The sequence below is a fragment of the Staphylococcus sp. MSU001 genome (assembly GCF_052976705.1).
Window position 1 is genome coordinate 69,756 of sequence record NZ_JBRIKK010000001.1, and the last position, 19,635, is coordinate 89,390.

At 31.9% G+C, this 19,635-nt stretch carries 20 protein-coding genes; 14 read left to right on the top strand and 6 right to left on the bottom strand.

The annotated features are described in order from the left end of the window. Positions 1-5: 5 nt before the first annotated feature. From ACVBFA_RS00375 to ACVBFA_RS00385, 3 genes are all read left to right on the top strand, one after another. Complete coding sequence (locus tag ACVBFA_RS00375; protein ID WP_002475203.1) at positions 6-1,325, top strand: dihydrolipoamide acetyltransferase family protein; 1,320 nt, start codon at positions 6-8, stop codon at positions 1,323-1,325. Positions 1,326-1,529: 204 nt separating this feature from the next. Next, the gene (gene brxB / locus ACVBFA_RS00380) at positions 1,530-1,967 is read left to right on the top strand and encodes a bacilliredoxin BrxB (protein WP_002446504.1); all 438 of its coding nucleotides are present in this window, start codon (positions 1,530-1,532) and stop codon (positions 1,965-1,967) included. Positions 1,968-1,979: 12 nt separating this feature from the next. Further along, complete coding sequence (locus ACVBFA_RS00385) at positions 1,980-2,957, top strand: aromatic acid exporter family protein (RefSeq protein WP_002457709.1); 978 nt, start codon at positions 1,980-1,982, stop codon at positions 2,955-2,957. A 50-nt stretch (positions 2,958-3,007) separates the two neighbouring features. Here the strand turns inward: ACVBFA_RS00385 and prli42 are convergent, their stop codons facing one another. Next, positions 3,008-3,103, bottom strand: coding sequence for a stressosome-associated protein Prli42 (gene prli42 / locus ACVBFA_RS00390; protein WP_002493579.1), 96 nt, complete (start codon positions 3,101-3,103; stop codon positions 3,008-3,010). A 230-nt stretch (positions 3,104-3,333) separates the two neighbouring features. Here prli42 and ACVBFA_RS00395 point away from each other — a divergent pair, with 230 nt between their 5' ends. The 3 genes from ACVBFA_RS00395 (at position 3,334) to ACVBFA_RS00405 (ending at position 7,769) form a co-directional block, all read left to right on the top strand. Further along, positions 3,334-4,458 (top strand): M20/M25/M40 family metallo-hydrolase, encoded by a 1,125-nt coding sequence (locus ACVBFA_RS00395; RefSeq protein WP_126122165.1) that lies wholly within the window; start codon positions 3,334-3,336, stop codon positions 4,456-4,458. Between the two features lie 79 nt (positions 4,459-4,537). Beyond that, the gene (gene gndA, locus ACVBFA_RS00400; protein ID WP_002486984.1) at positions 4,538-5,944 is read left to right on the top strand and encodes an NADP-dependent phosphogluconate dehydrogenase; all 1,407 of its coding nucleotides are present in this window, start codon (positions 4,538-4,540) and stop codon (positions 5,942-5,944) included. A 169-nt stretch (positions 5,945-6,113) separates the two neighbouring features. Next, positions 6,114-7,769 (top strand): glycoside hydrolase family 13 protein, encoded by a 1,656-nt coding sequence (locus ACVBFA_RS00405; RefSeq protein WP_002505764.1) that lies wholly within the window; start codon positions 6,114-6,116, stop codon positions 7,767-7,769. Positions 7,770-8,003: 234 nt separating this feature from the next. Here the strand turns inward: ACVBFA_RS00405 and ACVBFA_RS00410 are convergent, their stop codons facing one another. After that, positions 8,004-8,885, bottom strand: coding sequence for an AraC family transcriptional regulator (locus tag ACVBFA_RS00410; protein ID WP_002457705.1), 882 nt, complete (start codon positions 8,883-8,885; stop codon positions 8,004-8,006). Between the two features lie 202 nt (positions 8,886-9,087). Further along, on the bottom strand, positions 9,088-10,572 hold the full coding sequence (gene zwf / locus ACVBFA_RS00415) for a glucose-6-phosphate dehydrogenase (protein WP_002446498.1): 1,485 nt from the start codon (positions 10,570-10,572) through the stop codon (positions 9,088-9,090). Positions 10,573-10,995: 423 nt separating this feature from the next. Here zwf and rnz point away from each other — a divergent pair, with 423 nt between their 5' ends. After that, positions 10,996-11,916, top strand: a complete 921-nt coding sequence (gene rnz, locus ACVBFA_RS00420) for a ribonuclease Z (protein WP_447158752.1) — start codon at positions 10,996-10,998, stop codon at positions 11,914-11,916. A gap of 49 nt (positions 11,917-11,965) precedes the next feature. Here the strand turns inward: rnz and proC are convergent, their stop codons facing one another. Further along, positions 11,966-12,781, bottom strand: a complete 816-nt coding sequence (proC, locus tag ACVBFA_RS00425; protein WP_001831307.1) for a pyrroline-5-carboxylate reductase — start codon at positions 12,779-12,781, stop codon at positions 11,966-11,968. 161 nt (positions 12,782-12,942) lie between these two features. Between proC and ACVBFA_RS00430 the strand changes: the two genes are divergently transcribed. After that, the gene (locus ACVBFA_RS00430; protein WP_126122301.1) at positions 12,943-13,701 is read left to right on the top strand and encodes an SDR family NAD(P)-dependent oxidoreductase; all 759 of its coding nucleotides are present in this window, start codon (positions 12,943-12,945) and stop codon (positions 13,699-13,701) included. A gap of 212 nt (positions 13,702-13,913) precedes the next feature. Here ACVBFA_RS00430 and ACVBFA_RS00435 read toward each other — a convergent pair whose 3' ends face one another. After that, on the bottom strand, positions 13,914-14,822 hold the full coding sequence (locus ACVBFA_RS00435) for an aldo/keto reductase (protein WP_002475220.1): 909 nt from the start codon (positions 14,820-14,822) through the stop codon (positions 13,914-13,916). An 82-nt stretch (positions 14,823-14,904) separates the two neighbouring features. On the opposite strand from ACVBFA_RS00435, the gene ACVBFA_RS00440 reads away from it, so the two are divergent. The 3 genes from ACVBFA_RS00440 (at position 14,905) to xerD (ending at position 16,931) form a co-directional block, all read left to right on the top strand. Next, complete coding sequence (locus ACVBFA_RS00440) at positions 14,905-15,447, top strand: NUDIX hydrolase (RefSeq protein WP_002446494.1); 543 nt, start codon at positions 14,905-14,907, stop codon at positions 15,445-15,447. A 104-nt stretch (positions 15,448-15,551) separates the two neighbouring features. Further along, positions 15,552-16,001, top strand: a complete 450-nt coding sequence (fur, locus tag ACVBFA_RS00445) for a ferric iron uptake transcriptional regulator (RefSeq protein ID WP_001831103.1) — start codon at positions 15,552-15,554, stop codon at positions 15,999-16,001. 42 nt (positions 16,002-16,043) lie between these two features. After that, positions 16,044-16,931 (top strand): site-specific tyrosine recombinase XerD, encoded by an 888-nt coding sequence (gene xerD / locus ACVBFA_RS00450; protein WP_002446492.1) that lies wholly within the window; start codon positions 16,044-16,046, stop codon positions 16,929-16,931. 52 nt (positions 16,932-16,983) lie between these two features. Here xerD and ACVBFA_RS00455 read toward each other — a convergent pair whose 3' ends face one another. Beyond that, positions 16,984-17,508, bottom strand: a complete 525-nt coding sequence (locus tag ACVBFA_RS00455; RefSeq protein WP_002475229.1) for a DUF309 domain-containing protein — start codon at positions 17,506-17,508, stop codon at positions 16,984-16,986. 97 nt (positions 17,509-17,605) lie between these two features. Between ACVBFA_RS00455 and ACVBFA_RS00460 the strand changes: the two genes are divergently transcribed. The 3 genes from ACVBFA_RS00460 to ACVBFA_RS00470 are packed head-to-tail and all read left to right on the top strand — an operon-like array spanning position 17,606 to position 19,602. Further along, positions 17,606-18,337, top strand: coding sequence for a segregation and condensation protein A (locus ACVBFA_RS00460; RefSeq protein WP_002475227.1), 732 nt, complete (start codon positions 17,606-17,608; stop codon positions 18,335-18,337). Continuing rightward, the gene (scpB, locus tag ACVBFA_RS00465; RefSeq protein WP_002446489.1) at positions 18,330-18,872 is read left to right on the top strand and encodes an SMC-Scp complex subunit ScpB; all 543 of its coding nucleotides are present in this window, start codon (positions 18,330-18,332) and stop codon (positions 18,870-18,872) included. Before ACVBFA_RS00460 ends, scpB begins: the two co-directional genes overlap by 8 nt. Beyond that, positions 18,865-19,602, top strand: coding sequence for a pseudouridine synthase (locus ACVBFA_RS00470; protein WP_002457698.1), 738 nt, complete (start codon positions 18,865-18,867; stop codon positions 19,600-19,602). Before scpB ends, ACVBFA_RS00470 begins: the two co-directional genes overlap by 8 nt. Positions 19,603-19,635 lie beyond the last annotated feature (33 nt).

A 19,635-nucleotide genomic window follows, 5' to 3' on the forward strand; every position in this document is an offset into this window, starting at 1 on the left:
ATCAATTGGATATAAAAATGCCTAAGCTTGGTGAAAGTGTGCATGAAGGTACGATTGAACAGTGGTTAGTATCAGTAGGAGATCATGTAGATGAGTACGAACCATTATGTGAAGTTATTACAGATAAAGTAACAGCTGAAGTGCCTTCAACAATTTCAGGAACAATAACAGAATTAGTGGTTGAAGAAGGACAAACTGTTAATATAAACACAGTGATTTGTAAAATCGATTCGGAAAATGATCAAAATCAAACAGAATCGGCAAATGATTTTAAGGAAGAACAAAATCAGCATTCTCAATCAAATGTAAAGGTGTCACAATTCGAAAATAATACTAAAACTCACGAAAATGAGGAGCATACAGCCTCAAGTCGCGCAAATAACAATGGACGATTTTCGCCTGTTGTCTTTAAATTAGCTTCTGAACACGGTATTGATTTAACACAAGTCATAGGAACTGGTTTTGAAGGTCGTGTTACTAAGAAGGATATTCAAAATATTATTAACAATCCAAACAATCAAGAAAAAGAGAAAGAATTTAAACAAACAGATGAAAAAGATCATTCAATCAACCATGGTGACTTTTTACATCAATCCTCATCTAAAAATGAAAACGCACCATTATCAAATGAACGTGTCGTACCAGTTAAAGGTATTAGAAAAGCTATCGCACAAAATATGGTTACTAGTGTCAGCGAAATACCTCACGGTTGGATGATGGTTGAAGCCGATGCGACGAATTTGGTTCAGACTAGAAACCATCATAAAGTTCAATTTAAACAGAACGAGGGGTACAATTTAACTTTCTTTGCGTTCTTTGTAAAAGCTGTTGCAGAGGCTTTAAAAGCAAATCCATTACTCAATAGTACATGGCAAGGAGATGAAATTGTTATCCACAAAGATATTAATATCTCTATTGCTGTTGCAGATGATGATAAATTGTATGTGCCAGTCATTAAAAATGCAGATGAAAAGTCAATTAAAGGTATTGCACGTGAAATTAATGATTTAGCTACTAAAGCGAGATTAGGAAAATTATCACAAAATGATATGCAAAACGGTACATTTACGGTTAATAATACTGGTTCCTTTGGTTCTGTTTCTTCAATGGGAATCATTAATCATCCACAAGCTGCCATTTTACAAGTAGAATCCATCGTAAAGAAACCTGTAGTTATAGATGATATGATAGCAATTAGAAATATGGTTAATTTGTGTATTTCAATCGATCATCGTATTCTCGACGGTGTTCAAACGGGAAAATTTATGAATCTTGTTAAGAAAAAAATAGAACAATATTCTATTGAAAATACATCTATTTATTAATTACAAACATTGATTACCAATTAAACTTCATATTATAGTTGAACGCTTTAAGGAGGAGAATTTCTTCTTAAAGCGTTTTTCAGTATTCGTTTTAAATTTCAACTAGAATTTTTCAATCATCATAAATTAATCCTGTTGAACAATGTGCTGTTAATTAGTAGAATAAAATAAGTAAAATTAACTTATTATGGAAGGTGACAAATCATGGATTTAAACTTTGATTTATATATGAATGATGTTGTTGAACAAGCACGAAACGAAATTGAGCATGCTGGTTATCAACAATTAACTTCTGCTGAGGATGTTGATCAAGTTTTACAACAAAAAGGTACATCTTTAGTCATGGTAAATTCCGTATGCGGATGCGCAGGTGGGATTGCACGTCCTGCTGCGGCACATGCATTACATTATGATAAATTACCTCAACGATTAGTTACAGTATTTGCAGGGCAAGATAAAGAGGCAACACAACAAGCCAGAGAATATTTTGAAGGATATGCACCCTCAAGTCCATCTTTTGCTTTGATTAAAGATGGTAAAATCACCGAAATGATTGAACGACATCAGATTGAAGGTCATGATGTAATGGACGTAATCAATCAGTTGCAATCTTTATTTGATAAATATTGTGAAGAAAGATAAAAGGTTAGTTCCATGCTTAAGTTAAATCCCTATAAAATAGGATTTAGAACTGTCAAAACTGCTGTGGGAATGACTTTAGGAGTAATCATATGTAAACTTCTAGGTTTAGATAATTATGCATCCAGTGCTATTTTAGTTGTATTGTGCATAAAGCACACTAAGATGCATTCAGTACAAGCAATTTTATCTCGACTAGTTTCATGTTTACTCATATTATTTTTAGGTTCAGCAATTTTTAGTCTTTTAGGACAACATGCATTTGTTTTAGGTTTAATTGTTTTGTTGTTTATTCCTTTGACTGTTGTTCTAAATGTGCAAGAAGGTGTTATTACTAGTTGTGTCATATTATTACATGTCTTTAACGCCAAGGCTATTAATGGGCACCTTATTTTAAATGAAATAATGCTATTAATAGTGGGCTTAGGTATAGCATTTCTAATGAACTTAATGATGCCTAGTTTAGATAAGAAATTGAATCATTTTAAGCAGGATATCGAAAATCAAATAACTGAAATATTTAATATTTTTAGTCAAGCCTGCTCAATGCATAATGATCATTTAAATATTAAATTTGATTCATTACTTTTAAATATTAAAAAAGCAAAATCACTTGCTTTTAGAGATGTTAAAAATCACTTTGTACGAAACGAAAATTCATTTTATCATTATTTCGATATGAGGGAAGAACAAGTTGAATTATTAAAACGTATGACATCGTTATTAGAAAAGATAAATACAGATGATCCTATACTTGAAAAGATTTCACAATTAATGTATGAAATTGGAAGTAACGTAAATAGCAATGATTATACGGCTCTAAGACTACATTCACTTTATGAAATACGTTTATCTCTCGATGATTTACCATTACCGACTACTCATAAGACTTTAAATTCCCGAGCACATATTATTCAAATTCTAAATGAACTAGAAGAATACTTAAATATTAAATCTCAATTTGGTTCTTTAAAATTGCATAGTGAAATATAAAAAAACGTTACATGACGAAATATTAATTAACGTCATGTAACGTTTTTTCATTAGTTCATTAATGGAGCTATGCTAGTTAATAGTAATGCTAGTACTACTGCAATTAACATAACAACAATAATGACACGTAACACTTTATTGTTCAATTTTAATCCTCCGCATCATAAGGTCATATTCAACCATTGAGTCATTGACACTATAAACTATAATTCATTCACTCGTAAAATTTCAACTTTATAATAATAAAATTATATACTTTATCTTATAGGTTGTAAAATGTCATAGAATTAAATCATTAGTAAAGAGTTAAATTAGTTTTGACAATTCATAATGTCAGTTAAAATATATTTATACAAGTAAAAAGGGGGGACCAAAAATGATTAATCAAAAGCGTTTATTAGATTGTTTTCTAGAATTAGTGCAAATTGATTCGGAAACAGGACACGAAGAAACAATTCAACCTTATCTTAAAGATACGTTTAAAAAAATGGGGCTCAATGTTATTGAAGATGAAGCTTCAAAAAATGATGGATTAGGTGCTAACAATCTTATTTGCACGCTAAAAAGTAATATAAGTCATCAGAATGTGCCGAAAATTTATTTTACAAGTCACATGGATACTGTAGTTCCAGGAAAAAACATCCAACCTGTAGTAAAAGAAGATGGATATGTTTATAGCGATGGAACTACGATACTCGGCGCAGACGATAAAGCTGGTCTTGCGGCAATAATAGAAGCGATTAAACAAATTAAGGAATCAAATTTGCCACATGGACAGATTCAAATAATTATAACCGTGGGAGAGGAATCTGGATTAGTAGGTGCTAAAGCAATAGATACTCGACTTCTAGATGCAGATTTCGGCTATGCTGTAGATGCAAGTAAAGATGTTGGAACTACTGTTATCGGTGCTCCAACTCAAGTAAAGATTTATACAACTATAAAAGGGAAAACAGCCCATGCAAGCACACCTAAAAAAGGTGTTAGTGCAATAAATATTGCATCAAAAGCAATCAGTCGAATGAAATTAGGACAAGTAGATGCATTAACAACAGCCAATATCGGTAAATTTCATGGTGGCTCTGCAACTAATATTATAGCTGATAAAGTCACTTTAGAGGCAGAGGCACGGTCACATGATGATCAAAGCATTAATAAACAAGTGAAACATATGAAAGAGACTTTCGAAACGACAGCAAATGAATTAGGTGGTCAAGCTGAAGTGTTAGTTGAAAAAAGTTATCCTGGATTTGAAGTTAATGAAACTGACAAAGTAACACAATATGCTATATCTAGTGCATTAGCGCTCGGGCTAAAAGGGGATACCTGTATTGCTGGTGGTGGTTCAGATGGCAACATCATGAATCAATACAGTATTCCTTCCGTAATTTTAGGAGTAGGATATGAAAACATACATACTACTTCAGAAAGAATAGCAATAAAAGATATGTATATGCTCACAAGACAAATAATAAAAATTATTGAGTTAGTAGCTGAATAAAACATGCATATCATGATTGTTAATTAGCGATTTATGTTACAATATTATTGAAAATTTTTGAACAAGAGAGGTAAGTAATATGACACAACAAATTGGAGTAGTGGGTTTAGCAGTAATGGGGAAAAACCTAGCTTGGAATATCGAATCACGTGGTTATAGTGTTTCTGTTTTTAACCGATCAAGACAAAAAACTGATGAAATGGTTAAAGAATCACCTGGAAAAGAAATTCACCCAACATACTCTTTAGAAGAATTTGTAGAATCTTTAGAGAAACCTCGTAAGATTTTATTAATGGTAAAAGCTGGACCTGCAACAGATGCCACTATAGATGGTTTATTACCTTTATTAGACGATGATGATATTTTAATTGATGGTGGTAATACTAATTACCAAGATACGATTCGTCGAAATAAAGCTTTAGCTGAAAGTAGCATTAACTTTATTGGTATGGGAGTTTCTGGTGGAGAAATCGGCGCACTCACGGGACCTTCTTTAATGCCAGGTGGTCAAAAAGATGCTTATAATAAAGTCAGCGATATATTGGACGCAATTGCTGCTAAAGCACAAGATGGTGCTTCATGTGTGACTTACATTGGCCCTAATGGTGCAGGACATTATGTTAAGATGGTACACAATGGTATCGAATATGCTGATATGCAATTAATTGCTGAAAGTTATGCAATGATGAAAGATTTATTAGGCATGTCACATAAAGAAATTTCTCAAACTTTTAAAGAATGGAATGCTGGAGAACTTGAAAGTTATTTAATAGAGATTACAGGTGATATTTTCAATAAATTAGATGATGACAATGAAGCCCTTGTAGAAAAAATATTAGATACTGCAGGTCAAAAAGGCACAGGTAAATGGACTTCAATTAACGCACTAGAATTAGGTGTTCCGTTAACAATCATTACAGAGTCTGTATTTGCGAGATTCATCTCATCAATTAAAGAAGAACGTGTTACTGCTTCTAAATCTTTAAAAGGACCTAAAGCACATTTTGAAGGCGATAAAAAAGCATTCTTAGAAAAAATACGTAAGGCACTTTATATGAGTAAAATATGCTCATATGCTCAAGGTTTTGCTCAAATGAGAAAAGCCAGTGAAGATAATGAGTGGAATTTGAAGTTAGGCGAATTAGCAATGATTTGGCGTGAAGGTTGTATTATTCGTGCACAATTCCTACAAAAAATAAAAGATGCCTACGATAATAATGAAAACTTACAAAACTTATTATTAGACCCTTACTTCAAAAACATTGTTATGGAATATCAAGATGCACTACGTGAAGTAGTAGCTACTAGTGTATGCAATGGCGTGCCAACACCTGGTTTTTCAGCAAGTATAAATTACTATGATAGTTATCGCTCAGAGGATTTACCTGCAAATTTAATTCAAGCACAACGTGATTACTTTGGCGCACATACTTATGAACGTAAAGACCGTGAAGGTATTTTCCATACACAATGGGTAGAAGAATAATTTAAAATAAAAAATCTCACTCTAAATTGGGTGGGATTTTATTGAAATTGTAATGTAAACGTTTTCTCTCAGCATAGTTTTTGTCAAAATTAATGAGTCCTTTTATTTTAACTTATTAATTTTGTTTATATTAATTATTTAGTTTTTTAAAAACAGAGGAGATGATTTTATGAAAAGAAATTGGTGGAAAGAAGCTGTTGCATATCAAGTATATCCACGTAGTTTTAATGATAGTAATGGAGATGGAATAGGTGATTTGCCTGGATTAATTGAAAAATTAGATTATCTAGAAAATTTAGGAATAGATGTCATTTGGTTAAGCCCAATGTATCCATCACCAAACGATGACAATGGATATGATATTAGTGACTACAAAGGCATTATGAGTGAATTTGGTACAATGGACGATTTTGATCAATTGTTATCAAGCATACATCAAAGAGGAATGAAATTAATATTAGACTTAGTGGTGAATCACACATCAGATGAACACCCATGGTTTATTGAATCAAAATCTAGTAAAGCAAGTGCAAAAAGAGATTGGTATATTTGGGCGGATCCTAAACCGGATGGATCTGAACCTAATAACTGGGAAAGTATCTTTAATGGTTCAACTTGGGAGTTTGACGAATCGACTAAGCAATACTATTTCCATTTATTTAGCAAAAAGCAGCCAGATTTAAATTGGGAAAATCCAGATGTAAGACAAGCTGTGTTTGATATGATGAATTGGTGGTTTGAAAAAGGTATTGATGGATTTAGAGTTGACGCCATTACTCATATTAAAAAGAATTTTGAAGCAGGAGATTTACCTATACCTGATGGCAAAAAATTTGCTCCAGCATTTGATGTAGATATGAATCAGCCAGGAATACAAGAATGGCTCCAAGAAATGAAAGATAAATCGTTAAGTCGGTATGACATTATGACTGTAGGCGAGGCTAATGGTGTCACTCCTAATGATGCTGAAGAATGGGTAGGAGAAGAAAAAGGGAAATTTAATATGATATTCCAGTTTGAACATCTCGGTTTATGGAGTACTGGCGATACGAAATTCGATGTTAAATCCTATAAACAAGTCTTAAATCGTTGGCAAAAGCAACTAGAAAATGTAGGTTGGAATGCTTTATTTATCGAAAACCATGATCAACCACGTCGTGTTTCAACCTGGGGTGATGATAAAAATTATTGGTATGAATCAGCAACTAGTCACGCTACTGCCTACTTTTTACAACAGGGCACACCTTTTATTTACCAAGGTCAAGAAATAGGTATGACTAATTATCCATTTGAAAGCATTGAAAGTTTCAACGATGTCGCAGTTAAAACTGAATATCAAATAGTCAAAAAAGAAGGTGGAGATGTCAATCAATTACTAGATAAATATAAAATGGAAAACCGAGACAATGCAAGGACTCCAATGCAATGGAATAATTCAATCAATGGTGGATTCACTACTGGTAAGCCATGGTTTCATGTAAACCCTAACTATACAGAAATTAATGTTAAACAACAACTAAATGATAAGTTTTCGATACTCTCTTATTATAAAGCGTTAATTCAACTTAAAAAATCTGATTTGATTTACACTTACGGTAAGTTTAGTATGGTCGATGCAGAAAATGAGCAGATTTTTGCTTATACACGCTCATTTAAAAACAATACAGTATTAATTGTAGCTAATCTAACAAATGAAGTATCAGAACTAAACCTACCTTTTGAATTAGATATTTCATCTGTAGATATAAAATTGCATAATTATCACTTAAATGATATAAATTTAGACCATATTAAACCTTATGAAGCATTCGTCGTTGAAATATAATACCGTGACGATAATTCAGAAATTAATAATGAACACGCCAGTGACGTTAATTACCTCACTGGCGTGTTCACTATACATTGGTAGTCCATAACTCATTTATATTAAGTTTGTACCGACTAAATTTAGTTGAACACAACTCAAAGAATTTCATTCTAAAATTCAACAAATCTATCGAGTTGGAATTCAAAACACAATTCATATAATACTGATAACCTCATAACTCTATGTCACATCTTAATTTTGATAATCCTCATCTAAATCATAGATTTCTTGTTTAATAGGTAACCATAGTTGAATCTTAGTGAACGGGTCATTAAATGAAATATCAAGTGGATAAATCTCAACATATAAACTATTTCGCTCATAGGGTAAAGTTAGTTGTAAGCTAGATTCAATATAATACCAAGCCTCGTTTGTAGCATAATCAATTTCACCTTGTAAATTAAACAATGCATAATGGCGACCAGGTAAAAATCTGCTTTCAAGGTGTGAAGGGTAACGTTCACTCGGAACACCAACAAATATTTCTAAACCTTGTTCCAGAGGACAACTGACTACAAATAATTCATACGGGCTCGTATCATTATAACGTTTAAGTTCTTTAATATAACCATCTACTAATAAATCCTCTAAAAAGTCTGGGATATTAAATGGATTTGATAATTGCTTAGTAGGAATAAATCTTGAATAGCCAACTAAAGATATATCATCAGTCTCTTGAAGCCTGTATGTATAGGGTGCATTTTCAGTCGTTGATAATTTTATATACAATCGTTTCTGTATTTTTAGTTCATCTTTTTTTGTTGTAGCTTGAATAGGTGAGATACCATGAAAATCACTAAAATCATTTGCGAAATCATTTGAATTCGCATAACGATATTTCTTAGCAACATCCATTAATCGACTAGCTCCATTAACTACATCGTTTGCTGCTATTGTCATTTTACGTGCACGTGCATATTCCTCTGGTGACTGACCAACAATCATCTTAAAAGATTGATCCAAATGATACGGCGAAAGACCAACGTAATCACTTAATTCTTGCAAATTAAAAGGCTCTAACAAACGATCCTCAATATATACAATTGCTTGTTGTATTTGCTTGATAACGTCCAAAACTTTCACTCCAATTAAATTCAATCATAATCTTTATTGTACATTATTTTTAAATATTATACATCTTAAAGCTAGATTAATTTTTTGCAAAAATATAAAAAATGTGAATGATTATAGTCCTAAATCACTACAAGTTCTTTTGAACGTTGCGTAAATTAAGATATCATCATTCACACTAATCTATATTTATATAAAATTCATATTAGTGGATATCATCCCACCAATGATTCCCATCGCGACTTAATAAAAGATCACTTTCAAGAGGGCCATTTGTGCCCGCTTCATAGTTAGGGAAACATGGTTCAACCATTGTCCATTGATCTTGGATTGCATCTACAAATTTCCAAGTAGATTTTAATTCTTCCCAATGTGTAAAATTAGTCGCATCACCTTTAAGACAATCAAACAATAAGTTTTCATATGCATCTACAGTATTCATTTTATCTTGGGCACTCATTGCGTATGATAATTGCACGGGCTCAGTATCAATTCCTTGAATGTTCTTTTTAGCATTTAAATGCAATGAAATTCCTTCATTTGGTTGAATATTAATGACTAGCAAATTGGAATCTAGTAAATTGTCAGTTTCATAATATAAATTCATAGGTACTTCTTTAAATTCTACTACGACTTGTATCGTTTTTGATTTCATGCGTTTACCTGTTCTAATATAGAAAGGAACTCCAGCCCATCTAAAGTTGTCAATTGTTAATTTACCCGATACAAATGTAGGTGTAACCGAATCCTTTGCTACACGATCTTCTTCTCGATATGACTTAACCTGTTTACCATCTATAGTGCCTTGATCATATTGACCACGCACGAAATTCTTTTTAACTTCTTCTGGTTTTAATTGTCTAAGAGATTTAAGTACTTTGACTTTTTCTGCACGTATATCTTCACTGTTCAAACTTATCGGTGCTTCCATTGCAAGTAAAGCAACCATCTGTAGCATGTGATTTTGTACCATGTCTTTAAGTGCACCACTAGATTCATAATACCCACCACGATCTTCGACACCTAATACTTCTGATGATGTAACTTGAATATTTGAAATGTATTTATTATTCCATAAAGGTTCAAACATTGCGTTTGCGAATCGTAATACTTCTATATTTTGCACCATATCTTTGCCAAGATAGTGATCTATCCGATATATTTCTTCTTCTTTAAACGAACGTCTTATTTGATTATTTAATGATTCAGCAGATTTAAGATCACTGCCAAATGGTTTCTCTATAACTAAGCGTTTAAAGCCCTTAGTTTGAGTAAGACCAGAAGATTTAAGGTAATCTGAGATCACTCCAAAAAATTGTGGTGCCATCGCTAAGTAAAACAGACGATTTCCACCTAAAGCAAATTCTGAATCTAGTCGCTCACTAAATTGAAGTAATGACTGATAACTATCTTTATCACTCACGTCAGTTTTATGATAAAAAACATGCGTCATAAACTCATCAATTCTATCTGTATCTTTAACATAAGTTTGAATTGACGCTTTAACTTGGTCGCGAAATTGTTCGTTATTATAGTCGCGACGTCCTATACCAATAATAGCAATATGTTCATCTAAATTATCTTGTTGATATAAATGGAATATAGAAGGAAATAGCTTTCTATGACTCAAATCTCCTGTGGCACCGAATATTGTAATCAAACAAGGAATGTGTTTTTGTTTAGTACTCAAGATTAAAACCTCAATTCTTAAATAAATATAATAAAAGATGATATACTTTATGATTAAACATAATTTTAGTTACGATACTTTTATTGCGTAGTATTAAAAGTAAATCAATCACATAGTTAAATATGCTTATGGATTTCATTTGATAAGAATGTAATTTTAATTCATATCAAAACATACTAGATTAATTTATTATATGATAATCACAACGTAAGGTCATTATATTTGCTTAAAGTTAAGTAAAATAAATTGAAAAATGCTTTATGACTTAAAAATCAACTTTAACAAATATGAGACACAAGTTTGCGCTTAATAAAATAATATCAAAAATGATTATGCGATAATAGTTTATAATTATATTTTATTTCTTGATTTAGAAATTATTCTTACGTATGATAAAATGAGTTAAGAAGAGGAGGATGAAGCATGGAAGTTACATTTTTCGGTACAAGTGCTGGGTTACCGACGAAAGAGAGAAATACACAATCCATTGCTTTAAATCTAGAACCATATTCAAATTCGATATGGTTATTTGATGTGGGCGAGGGAACACAACATCAAATTTTAAGACATTCTATTAAGTTAGGGAAGATAGATCATATTTTTATAACACATATGCATGGTGATCATATTTTTGGTCTCCCTGGACTACTAACAAGTCGTTCGTTTCAAGGTGGAGAAAATAAACCCCTTACTATTATAGGGCCTAAAGGGATTCAAAATTACATCGAAACATCTTTACAACTTTCTGAATCGCATTTGAATTATTCGATTACCTATATCGAAATCAATCAACAATTAGCGTATCACCACAATGGTTTTACTGTACAAGCTGAAATGCTTAACCATGGCATTCCTTCATTCGGATATCGTATTGAAGCCCCAATCACGCCTGGTACAATCAATGTAGATGCCTTGAGAGATATTGGACTAGAACCTGGTCCAAAATATCAGGAAGTCAAATTACAAGAAACGTTCGAATATAAAGGATTAATTTACAATTCAGATGATTTTAAAGGTAAAGCTAAACCTGGTCCAATTATCAGTATATTTGGTGATACAAAACCGTGTGAAAATGAATATAAATTAGCAAACAACTCTGATTTAATGATTCATGAAGCAACTTACATTGAAGGAGATAAGAAACTTGCTAATAATTACCATCATAGTCATATAGACGATGTATTTAATCTAATTAAGCAAGCCAATGTAAATAAAAGTCTTATCACTCATATCAGTAACAGATATAACATTGATGAAGTTACATCAATATACAATGAGTTATCCCTTAATCAAACTTCTCCAAATTTTTATTTCGTTAAAGATTTCGATACCTTCAAAATATAATAAAACGCTTTTCTCTCAGAATACTATCTTAGGAGAAAAGCGTTTTTATTTATTCATCTTCTTTATGTGATAATTCCATACTTCTATTCACAGCTGCACCTAAACAATCTTCAAACATCGACACAATATCATATTGAGATAGTGCATCAAGTCCAGCTTGTGTAGTACCACCTTTAGATGTAATATTTTTTCTTAATTGAGACATACTTAAATCTGAACGCTCAATCATTTTACTTGTTCCAATAATTAAATTGCGTATAGATTCTTCGACTTGATTTCGTTCTAAACCTAATTCAGTACCTGCTTTTACATATTGTTCAAATACATGATATAAAAATGCCGGCCCACTTCCTGTAATTGCAGTAACTTGATGTAGATGTTCTTCGGAGACTTCTATAACTGATCCAAATGCATTGATTAATTCATCCACTTCATTTTTAGATTTAGGATCAAAATTATTTGAAAAACTTATTCCAGTAACCGAATGTCCAACTTGAGCATTTGTATTTGGCATAATACGAGCTAATGGATTATTGGTATTAAGTTGCTGACGAATATAATCAATAGATAAACCTGCCATTATAGAAATAAACCTATTATCATTAGTAATGTGTTCTCTAATACGATTAGCTAAATTTTCAAAATCATGGGGCTTTGTACCTAAAAATACATAATCGGCATCTTTGAGTAATGCTTCATCATCATAACTATAATTAACCCCTAATTTTTCTGCAAAGCTTTTTAATGCTTGTTCATTGGATTTATTAGTTAAATAAATATCATTTGCATTTAAATTGTTGGAATTAATAATTCCAGTAAAAATTGCCTGCGCCATATTACCAGCGCCATAAAATACAAGTTTCATATTCATCTCAACTCCTTCAATTTTGAATACTATTCATTGACTTAAAGTTATGCATATATAGTATCATATATCATAGTTAAGTAATATTACACACAAATAAAATTGAATGCTATCACACTTTATTAAGCTTGTTATTAAAATATACATAAAGGAGGAGCGACGTGATAGGTAAACACTTTATTATAACTGGAGCAACGAGTGGGTTAGGGTATGCAATAACCAATGAATTACTTCAAAGAGGCGCCCATGTTACTATACTTGCAAGAAATATCGATAAGTTCAATCGAATCAAAGAAAACTATTTTAAACCTGAACATATCAATGTGATTAAATGTGATTTAATGCAACGAAAAGATATTGAATCATTACAAGCGTTTTTAACCACACCTATAAATGGTTTCATCTATAGTTCAGGTGTCGGATATTTTAAGTCTATAAATGAACATTCAACTCGTGAAATATTAGAAACTTACGAGGTTAATCTTACAAATTTTAATTTGTTATACAAAGTGATTCAACCCCAATTAGTAAAAGCAGCATATATCGTTGGTATATCTAGTCAAGCTGCTTTAGTTTCTCAGGCTAATGCGGCCCATTACGGTGCATCGAAAGCAGGGTTTAGCGCCGTGCTTAATGCATTGAGATTAGAACAACCGGAATTAAAAGTACTCAATGCACAGCTCGGTCCAATAGATACACCATTCCATAAAAACGCAAATCCTACTCTTAAGTATTTTAAAAATTATAGACACATGATGATGCAACCACAACAACTTGCCAAGCGAATAGTGGAAGGAATAATACTAAATAAAATTGAAATTAATCAACCATCATGGATGCAAATAATGCTTAAATTTTATCAATTATGTCCACGTACACTAGAAAAATTTTGTCCAAAACTATTTAAAAATAAAGTTTAAGGAAAAAAACAACATTGACTGAATGGACATTTTTACAAATGATCTTTCAAAACCTCATCTTGGGATTTTATCAACGTTGTCAATATGATTTTTGGTATTAGTATTGCCTTAAAATAAAGAAATCCTACAGACGTCATTTAACCGTTTTATCTGTTGGATCTCTTTATTTAAGTATAGTCATTTAGGTATTTAAAAAGTTGGTTAATATCCTTTTATTTCAAATGTTGTGTATATTCAATATCTTTTACTCTATTACGTGCGGATTTGATTTGATCTAAACTGATTTCTTTATAATAATTGCGGACATTCTCTTCAAGTTGTTCAACGTTACTAGCTCCTACAATAATTGACCCCATAGCATCATGAGAAGTTAAATATTTAAATGATAACGCGGTTAAATTACTTTCCAATTCTTTAATAGAAGCAATCGTGCTACCCAATTCGTCTTGAGTGTAATCTAACACACCGTTTTCAAATTTTTCATCTATAACATCAACACTTTTTGAAGTTAATAAACCTTTAAATACAGGGCCACGTGCTAGAATTTTAACTTGCTTATCATGAACATCATTAATAAGACTTTCAGGACGATTATCTATTAAATTAAACTGGGACATAAGTGTTTCAATTTGACTATTTTTAAGATAATAGTCTATCACGTTAGGGCGTATAGATGAAATTCCATATGCACGAATATATCCTTCTTGCTTTAATTCATCAAATGCACTAATAGTTTCGTCCAGAGGATCGTCTATTGTTCCGCCATGTAATTGATATAAGTCTAAATGGTTTAATCCTAATCGTTTCAAAGATCCTTTAACACTTTCTTTAATATGTTTTTTCGAAGGATCCCACGTCATATGTCCATCGTCAGTTAATCGATTTCCAACTTTAGTTCCGATAACGATGTCATCACGATTTTGATATTTTTTTAATGCTTTACCAACAATTTCTTCATTAACTCCTTGATCGTAAATATCTGCAGTATCAAAATACGTAATACCATTATCAATTGCACTTTCAATAATAGGTTGGGCTTTTTTATAATCTGTGCCTAAACTCATGCAACCTAACCCAAGTTCAGAAATTTCGATGCCACTTTTTAGAATATTTTTTTGCATGTCCAGTCTCCTTTCGATACACTTTAACTGACGAATTCAGTTTATCAATTTATAAAAACAATTAAAAGGAACGTGTTTAAATATGAGATTAAACGAAAAAACAATCGATAGAACGGTTATTTACAATGGTAGTATTATTGATTTAGAAGTACATGATGTTGAATTACCCGATGGCAGTACTTCTAAACGTGAACTTGTGTTTCATCATGGTGCGGTAGCAGTGTGTGCAATAACACCTGAAAATGAAGTTTTATTAGTTAAACAATTTCGTAAGGCTGCAGATCAACCACTTTTGGAAATTCCTGCAGGTAAATTAGAACAGGGTGAAGATCGTAAAGAAGCGGCTATTAGAGAACTACAAGAAGAAACAGGATATATTGCTTCAGATTTGCAATTTGTCACTAATATGTACGGGTCTCCTGGATTTTCAAGTGAAAAACTTTCTATATACTTTACAGACCAATTAACGATTGGAGAAACCAATTTAGATGCTGATGAATTTGTCGAGCTTCAAAAAGTACCTTTAAATCAAATAGATTCATTGCTAAAAGATAATAAAATTGAGGATGCCAAAACAATCATTGCGTTGCAACATCTATTATTAAATTATAATCATTCTAAATAATAAGCAAATCTTCTTGCTTTTTACCGACAATATTGGTATTTTATTAAATGAACCATGGATTAAATTAAAATGATTATAATTCTTAGTAGAGGAGTGAGGCTTCCGTGGAAGAACGATTAAATCGCGTGAAGCAGCAATTACAACAATCATCATATAAATTGACTCCACAAAGAGAGGCAACTGTTAGAGTATTAATTGAAAATGAGAAAGATCATCTTAGCGCAGAAGATGTGTACTTAAAAGTCAAAGATAAGGCTCCAGAAATAGGGTTAGCAACCGTTTATAGAACTTTAGAATTGCTAGCTGAAATAAAAGTGCTAGATAAAATAAATTTTGGTGATGGTGTAGCTCGTTTTGATTTAAGAAAAGAAGGTGCCAAGCATTTCCATCATCATCTTGTTTGTATGGAATGTGGTAAAGTCGAAGAAATTGAAGAAGACTTATTACCTGAGGTTGAAAATCGTGTTGAAAATGAGTTTAATTTTAAGATTTTAGATCACCGTTTAACGTTTCACGGTGTATGTTCTGAATGCCAAGCCAAAAATAAGCAATAACTTAGCCAACAGACAAGTTACCGCTTCAATAGGGGTGCTAACATGAATAATATCATTGACGAATATTTAAATTTTATTCAAATTGAAAAAGGATTAAGTAACAATACTATAGGGGCGTATCGAAGAGATTTAAAAAAATATAAAGATTATCTTGAAGATAACAAGATTTCACATATCGATTTTATTGATAGACAAATTATCCAAGAGTGTCTTGGCCACCTTATAGATATGGGGCAATCTTCAAAATCTCTCGCAAGGTTTATTTCTACAATTAGAAGCTTTCATCAGTTTGCATTACGCGAAAAATATGCTGCCAAAGACCCAACTGTTTTAATAGAAACGCCCAAATATGAAAAGAAACTGCCAGATGTGCTTGAAATAGACGAAGTAATAGCATTACTGGAAACGCCTGATTTAGCCAAGAATAATGGATATCGTGATCGTACGATGTTGGAACTTTTATACGCCACAGGTATGCGTGTAACTGAAATTATTCAATTGGATGTTGAAGACGTAAACTTAATGATGGGATTTGTACGAGTGTTCGGGAAAGGGAACAAGGAAAGAATTGTCCCCTTAGGAGATACCGTCATCGAATATTTAACTACGTATATCGAAACCGTAAGACCTCAATTACTCAAACAAACCACAACCCAAGCGCTATTCCTTAACATGCACGGAAAATCTTTATCAAGACAAGGCATTTGGAAAATCATTAAACAATATGGTTTGAAAGCTAATATCAATAAGACGCTTACACCACATACATTACGGCATTCTTTTGCAACACATCTCTTAGAAAATGGTGCAGATTTAAGAGCGGTACAAGAAATGCTAGGTCACTCTGACATTTCTACAACCCAACTTTATACACATGTATCCAAATCACAAATCAGAAAAATGTATACGCAGTTTCATCCAAGAGCTTAGTAATATAGGAATTTGTAACCAGTAAATTTATGTTTAATAGCCAACCATAAATCTACTGGTCTTTTTTATTACTTTTATTTCGATACTGTCTATGGAATAAAGCACGTTCTCTATTTTTTATCACTTCAGTTCTGTCACGTTTAATATGATGATCAACAATATAAGGTTCCTTAATTATTTGAGAAGTAAATAAATAATCCGGATATTTACGTTTAATAAGTGTCCGAAACTCTGGTTCAATAGGTAATTGTAACGGAGTAAAGTGTTTTTGTAATTTAACTGCTTCAATCCTTTTCATAATAAGTTCTTCAAATTCATTGATATTAAGGTGTAATTGAGTCGCATCTTTAGCGTGGTTAATAGTTAATAACGCTTTTTCAAAAGATTTTAATGCGCCTTTTAAATTCCCACGTCGATAGTGATAATTAGCTGTTGCAAACAAAATCAGACTTACCACTGCATCATGTTTTGAAAAAGTATTTTGTGATTTCCAAGCATCTTCTAAAATATCATGACATAGAAAGTAATGTTGATGCTTATGAAACTGATAATAATAATCCATTAATGATTGTTCCATTAGATTTCACCCATAATTTAAAAGTTATATGTATTCATGCTATAATAATTTAGTGAAATATGCATTAACGACGCAATTTGATATAGAGGTAGATGTAATGTATGAAGTAAAACTCGATGCATTTAATGGTCCATTAGACTTATTATTGCATCTAATTCAAAAATATGAAATTGATATTTATGATATCCCTATGAAAGCCTTAACTGAACAGTACATGCAATATGTTCATGCGATGAATCAGCTAGAAATTAATGTTGCTAGTGAATATTTAGTAATGGCATCAGAATTATTAATGATTAAAAGTAAATTACTATTGCCTCAATCGAGCATCGAAGAAGATATAGAAGAGGATCCTCGTGAGGACTTAGTAGGAAGACTTATTGAGTATCAAAACTATAAAGAATATACTGAAATATTAAATACTATGAAAGAAGAACGCGATCTTTATTTTACTAAACATCCGACGGACCTTACTCATTTAGAGACAAATGAATCGTGGGATCCTAATCAAACGATTGATTTAACTGAATTGATTGTAGCTTATCAAAGAGTTAAAAATCGGGTTGAACTTAACACTCCTAAATCTGTAGAAATTAAAAAAGAAACATTTACGATTCAACAAGCGACAGCCCAGGTTACCGAACGATTAAAACAACATGAATCGTTTAACTTTTTCAGTTTATTTACATTTCATGAACCGGTCGAACAAGTTGTTACTCATTTTTTGGCAATTTTAGAAATGTCAAAATCAGGAATAGTTAATATCAAACAAACAAAACAATTTGATGATATTGACATAATAAGAGGAGTGAACTATAGCATTGGATAATATTGCAATACTTGAGGCATTACTATATACCTCCGGCGATGAAGGATTAGAGCAAAAACAAATTATTGACATATTAGACATCAACCTCAATCAATTAGAAGATTTAGTTAGTAGATATCATTCACATGGCTTAACAATTCAAAGATATGGGTCAACTTATGTACTTACAACAAAAAAAGAAACTTCTACATATATAGAACAATTAGTCAAAGAAAAGTCTAAAATGAAATTATCCCAAGCAGCAATGGAAACACTCTCTATTATTGCATATAATCAACCGCTGACACGTGGAGATATAGAAATGATTAGAGGAATTAATTCGGATGGAGCTGTAAAAACTTTAATTGCTAGAGGATTAGTAGAAGCAAAAGATGTTGATCATTCTAGAAGCCATCATTTACTAACCACAGATTTATTTCTAAATGTGTTTGGAATCGAAAACTTAGATGCATTACCTACTACAGAAGAAGATGAGGCAGAAATGGATGAATTCTTTAGTAATTTAGTTAACCAAAAAGGAGAGTCAAATGAGTAAAGAAAAAGAAAGATTACAAAAAAGAATCGCTAAAAGCGGGTATACATCTCGTCGAAAAGCAGAAGTACTTATCACTGAAGGACGAGTTAAAGTCAATGGGCAAACTGTAACAGAATTAGGGTCCAAAGTGATGCCATCAGATTTAGTTGAAGTTGATGGTATTAAAATCGAACAAGAAGACAAAATTTATATTTTGTTTTATAAACCAACTCAAGTCATTACGAGTGTTTCTGATGATCGTGGACGTAGGGTGGTTACGGATTACTTTGATGATCTAGAATCACGTATTTATCCGGTTGGACGATTAGATTATGACACATCTGGAGTTTTATTATTAACTAATGATGGAGAATTTACTAATTTGATGACACATCCTCGATATCACATTAAAAAGAAATACGTCGCTAAATTAAAAGGTTATTTAATGAGAGAGGAAATTAAGCAACTTGAAAAAGGAATAGAATTAGAAGATGGATATACACAACCAGCACAAGTTAAAATAAAAAAGCAAGATAAAGAGAAAAATACGACTTTAGTTGAAATTACAATTAGTGAAGGGCGAAATAGACAAGTTAGACGTATGTTTGAGTATTTCGGTCATCAAGTTAATAAGTTAGCAAGAATTCAATTTGGTCCCATAGATTTAAAAGGTTTGAACGCCGGTGAAGGAAGAGTTCTTACACCACATGAAGTAAAAACATTAAGACATTTGGCTGAAAACGGTAAATAAACACTAAAAAGATGTAATCACCATTTAGATTGA

Excerpts from the sequence above, each read along its gene's own strand:
- brxB (WP_002446504.1), top strand. The coding sequence starts at position 1,530 with ATGGATTTAAACTTTGATTTATATATGAATGATGTTGTTGAACAAGCA.
- ACVBFA_RS00385 (WP_002457709.1), top strand. The coding sequence starts at position 1,980 with ATGCTTAAGTTAAATCCCTATAAAATAGGATTTAGAACTGTCAAAACT.
- ACVBFA_RS00395 (WP_126122165.1), top strand. The coding sequence starts at position 3,334 with ATGATTAATCAAAAGCGTTTATTAGATTGTTTTCTAGAATTAGTGCAA.
- gndA (WP_002486984.1), top strand. The coding sequence starts at position 4,538 with ATGACACAACAAATTGGAGTAGTGGGTTTAGCAGTAATGGGGAAAAAC.
- ACVBFA_RS00405 (WP_002505764.1), top strand. The coding sequence starts at position 6,114 with ATGAAAAGAAATTGGTGGAAAGAAGCTGTTGCATATCAAGTATATCCA.
- rnz (WP_447158752.1), top strand. The coding sequence starts at position 10,996 with ATGGAAGTTACATTTTTCGGTACAAGTGCTGGGTTACCGACGAAAGAG.
- proC (WP_001831307.1), bottom strand. The coding sequence starts at position 12,781 with ATGAAACTTGTATTTTATGGCGCTGGTAATATGGCGCAGGCAATTTTT.
- ACVBFA_RS00435 (WP_002475220.1), bottom strand. The coding sequence starts at position 14,822 with ATGCAAAAAAATATTCTAAAAAGTGGCATCGAAATTTCTGAACTTGGG.
- ACVBFA_RS00440 (WP_002446494.1), top strand. The coding sequence starts at position 14,905 with ATGAGATTAAACGAAAAAACAATCGATAGAACGGTTATTTACAATGGT.
- xerD (WP_002446492.1), top strand. The coding sequence starts at position 16,044 with ATGAATAATATCATTGACGAATATTTAAATTTTATTCAAATTGAAAAA.
- ACVBFA_RS00455 (WP_002475229.1), bottom strand. The coding sequence starts at position 17,508 with ATGGAACAATCATTAATGGATTATTATTATCAGTTTCATAAGCATCAA.
- ACVBFA_RS00460 (WP_002475227.1), top strand. The coding sequence starts at position 17,606 with ATGTATGAAGTAAAACTCGATGCATTTAATGGTCCATTAGACTTATTA.
- ACVBFA_RS00470 (WP_002457698.1), top strand. The coding sequence starts at position 18,865 with ATGAGTAAAGAAAAAGAAAGATTACAAAAAAGAATCGCTAAAAGCGGG.